This is a genomic window from Candidatus Symbiopectobacterium sp. (assembly GCF_020054415.1).
GTDB lineage: Bacteria > Pseudomonadota > Gammaproteobacteria > Enterobacterales > Enterobacteriaceae > Symbiopectobacterium.
Genome location: NZ_JAHWCO010000415.1, coordinates 1 through 3,554, shown reverse-complemented (window position 1 = coordinate 3,554; position 3,554 = coordinate 1). Strand labels below are relative to the sequence as shown.

The 3,554-nt window shown below is 47.9% G+C and carries 5 protein-coding genes and 1 pseudogene; 1 reads left to right on the top strand and 5 read right to left on the bottom strand.

Annotated elements, in window-relative coordinates; genetic code table 11:
• Positions 1 to 128: 128 nt before the first annotated feature.
• The 5 genes and pseudogenes from QZ506_RS12205 to QZ506_RS12185 all read right to left on the bottom strand — a co-directional run bounded on the left by QZ506_RS12205 (position 129) and on the right by QZ506_RS12185 (position 2,880).
• A complete protein-coding gene (locus QZ506_RS12205) occupies positions 129 to 653 on the bottom strand; it encodes a replication protein P (protein ID WP_291971364.1) in 525 nt (174 codons plus the stop codon).
• Positions 650 to 1,506: pseudogene (locus tag QZ506_RS12200) on the bottom strand (replication protein). The gene QZ506_RS12205 and the pseudogene QZ506_RS12200 overlap by 4 nt, the downstream one beginning before the upstream one ends.
• Before the next feature lie 49 nt (positions 1,507 to 1,555).
• A complete protein-coding gene (locus tag QZ506_RS12195; RefSeq protein ID WP_291971362.1) occupies positions 1,556 to 2,119 on the bottom strand; it encodes a hypothetical protein in 564 nt (187 codons plus the stop codon).
• Between the two features lie 18 nt (positions 2,120 to 2,137).
• The gene (locus QZ506_RS12190; RefSeq protein WP_291971360.1) at positions 2,138 to 2,452 is read right to left on the bottom strand and encodes a CII family transcriptional regulator; all 315 of its coding nucleotides are present in this window, start codon (positions 2,450 to 2,452) and stop codon (positions 2,138 to 2,140) included.
• Between the two features lie 203 nt (positions 2,453 to 2,655).
• Positions 2,656 to 2,880: a YdaS family helix-turn-helix protein gene (locus tag QZ506_RS12185; protein WP_222159412.1), complete on the bottom strand. Its 225-nt coding sequence runs from the start codon at positions 2,878 to 2,880 to the stop codon at positions 2,656 to 2,658.
• 170 nt (positions 2,881 to 3,050) lie between these two features.
• Here QZ506_RS12185 and QZ506_RS12180 point away from each other — a divergent pair, with 170 nt between their 5' ends.
• Positions 3,051 to 3,326 carry a hypothetical protein gene (locus tag QZ506_RS12180; RefSeq protein WP_291971356.1) on the top strand — a complete coding sequence of 92 codons (276 nt, stop codon included), beginning with the start codon at positions 3,051 to 3,053 and terminating at the stop codon, positions 3,324 to 3,326.
• Positions 3,327 to 3,554: the final 228 nt, after the last annotated feature.

Sequence of the window (3,554 nt, the reverse complement as noted above, 5' to 3'; positions counted from 1 at the left end):
GACACGCCTGTTTTGGATTAAAATGCTGATCGCTCCGGGATGCATCACCACGCTCTGGATTTAACATACTGATTTTACGTCAAGGGAATCCGCAGCCTTTATGGCTACGCAGCATAATATCTATTTATTCAACAAAGCCTCATGTTTAGCGAACGCATCAGGGAATACAGTTTCGGCACCATCAGCCAGCAGGCGTTACCCTTCCATGGGTATTTCTCAGCGCTGCCGTATAGCCCCCGCTCCGCGCTGTACTTCATGACCATGTCGTAAAGCTCATCAGCGTCAGATAAGCCGTACTTGCTGATTTCACCCTGCTTGCACCACTCGATAAACTGCCCCGGGGAAGGCCAGAACGGTGACGCGCTGGCGCGGGCGTGTCGCATCCCGGCTGATAGTTGCTCGCGGGTACGGATTCCGTTTTCGGCGAATGTGGCGATCCATTGTTTCTTGGCTGCGCTTTCGTCCGCGTCGGTGCGCAGGTTGGTTTGGGTTGACGCGGGGAATACCTGCTTAAGCTGGCGAAATAGCGCATCGACAAGCCGTTCAGCATCAGGATTGACGATGGCTTGCACGTTGCCTGGCTGACCACCGTACAGCGCTGCCAGTGATTTTCCGTCACGGTTTTTGATTGCGGATAACAGGCGTTTGCTCATATGAACTCACTCCACGATTCGGCGCTATTCCAGTGCGGTACGTCCTGCTCAATATCATCGCGTGTCTTGCGGTTTGGCTGGCCCCTTTGAGCGCACAGCGTCTGCCATTTTTCACGCAGCTTTGCAGGCGACAGGATGTTGGAGCACCAGAATTTATCCCGATTTGCCCACTGGAAAACCTCGCATATTTCTTTGTGGGACAGGCTATCTTGCTGACGCATCAGGCGGATTGAATTGGCCCAATCAGGCCAGCCAGGTATTTTCGATGACGGGATGACAATCTGGATTTGCTTGTACATCCAGCGTGCCGCCTTGTCGTCATCAGCGGTTCCCCATTTGGCTCCGGTTGGCGTGTATACGAACGCCTCCGGGTGGGCAGAAAGAAATTTCATCAGGCGAGCGTCTGAGGATTCGTGAGAATTCTCGGACGAAGATCTTTTAGTATTGTTATTACCTTCTTGTTCATGGTGCGCGGGGTAATGCGCGGGTAGATTGTCTATTTTCCGGAATATTCTGAGTAGTTCAGGATGGTTATCAGTGTCCCTTTTCGGTGAACCGTAGAGACAGAAATCATTTCCTCCTTCTGGAAAAAGGCCAGCATTCTTTCGACTGCATGGCGGCTTGTTGGCTTAGCGCTGCGATCACACAGCAACAGCCCTAAATCGTCCGACGTTGTCACCAGTTGACAGGGTTGTAGTTGCCATGTATGGCCTTTGAAATTCGCCGTGTATGGATTTCTGGCTGCCTCCATCAAGAGGTTTTCCCACAGGGTTCGCAGGTAAACGTCTTTAGCCCATGACTTCTTCCTGATACTCCGGTACAACGGGATAAAACCGCTTTTCTGGTTCTCCATCCGGTTGCTCCTGAATTGTCCCTGCTCGGGGCCGGGGAATTGATATATCTCAGCAGTGTTCATGACCCATCCCTCCCCGGATACGCATCGGCATGATGATCAGGGTTCCATTGCTGAAACCGCTGTTGAACTCAACGATTGAGGCTTCTGTGTTGCCGTTTGGCTTAATCTTGATACCGCAGAATTCCGGGTTGTATAGCTTTGCGGCTTTTTCAATATCAGCAAGATATCCAGCGTTAAAGCCGATCTCGTTAGTCGGCTTGCTTTCAAATGTTGATGTGAGGCGCTCGATGTCAGGGAAGCGACCGTCAATTACTTCACACAGGCCAGCGCCAATGCGCAAACCATGAACGTCAAAGTAAGAAACGTAACCTGTATCGGTATCAATCTCGGCTTTATCGAACCTGGTAGGCTTGGCACCCTTGATAGCCACGATTACCTGATCGTTCAGCCCATCAGTTTCATGTTCACCGATAAATGCTCTGTGGCCATCGGTCGAATACAGCTTTTTGTCAGGAGCAAAACAGATGCCGTTGAGGTAATAACGAACATCCGCTTTTGCCTGGAAAAGCATTGCGCTCAACAGCACGGTTTTGCTGATAGTTAACATCATGGTATTATTCCTGTCGTTTTAAAATTCCATCGTTACCTTAGAGCCACCGGCAGCTACCGTTGGCTTTTTCTTTTGCGTCAGAATCAGCGCGACCTGCTTAGCCAAATGCGCCAGCTCGTCGTCGTTAACTCCCCATTCCAGAATCGCCAGAGCCAGACTCATCAGCCCGAAAAACGAGTGCTTCTCCTTCCCCCTGGCGACTTTCATCCGGCTTATCTGGGATTCGTCCAGGTTCAGAAAATCAGCGAACTTTCGTTGACCGAATAACGCCAGCCTGCTTAGAAGCTGCGATTCAATCTGGCGTGCTTTCTTGCGTGTACTTGTGATGTCCATTTGTGATACTTTCCTTATTGAAAAAAACAGGTTATCGGATGCACGTGTAGATACACGGCACCTGTGGTGTAATGTGGTAATCAACAGACGTGACGAAGCCGTGAGCCAGTCACAGTGAGTTTGTTACTGTGGGATGTTGAGTTCGCCACGTTGTCGGTGGCTTCCGTGGGACGAGTGTCCGTTGTGAAGAGCGGTACTGCTGGTTAGGCTGCCTGCAATTCAGGCCAAATTTTTTCCCAGTCATTTCTTAACTCTTTTCGGGGTACCACCCCGTTACTGATGCGTTCAATTTCAACGCATCTAGCTGGGGACACTGAAGACTTACCTGACGCCATTTGACATAAAAATGAAGGAGATACCCCCAATGCTTTGGCAAATGCCTTATGTCCCCCAGTATCCAGAGAAGAAAGATATTCTTTAAGTCTCATTATTCCCCCCTTGCTCAGCAAGTTTATTTAAAACTAAACCATGTGTCAAGTTTTTGCTTATTTAGCAATAACTAAAGACAATCATACCTATGGACATGAAAGAAATTCGGCGGAAACGCCTAAAAGAATGGTTCTCAGATCGATCTCTTCCCACAAGGGAGAAGAGCTTTTTGTCTCAACTGACAACTGGTAAAGCATCTTTCGGAGAAAGGGCGGCAAGACGTATTGAGCGGGATTATGGCATGCCCGATGGATACTTGGACACAGACAATGATAATGAGAACAAAATAAGGAACTTAAACCCTCAGCATTTATTGCTTATTGAATTATTTGATAGCTTGACAGAAAGCGAGGCAGAACAACTCCTAAAAGATTTAAAACTCAAGAAAAAACATAATGATAAGCTATTTGAAGAAATGCTGAAAAAGCGTAATATCCGTGCTTAACCCACGCCCCCACACTCATCTTTTTACTTCTATCTAGCCTGCAAATAACATCTCCAGCAGGCTAAAAAACCTTTATAAACAATAAAAAAAGGGCTTTGTTGAATAAATAGAACTTTTGGGTAATCATCGGAGCAGATCACCACAGTTGTTTCAAAATCAGGTCTCCATGGCAAAACAAAATTTTAAAATCACCAACTGGCCCTCTTATAACAAGGCCCTAAAGCAGCG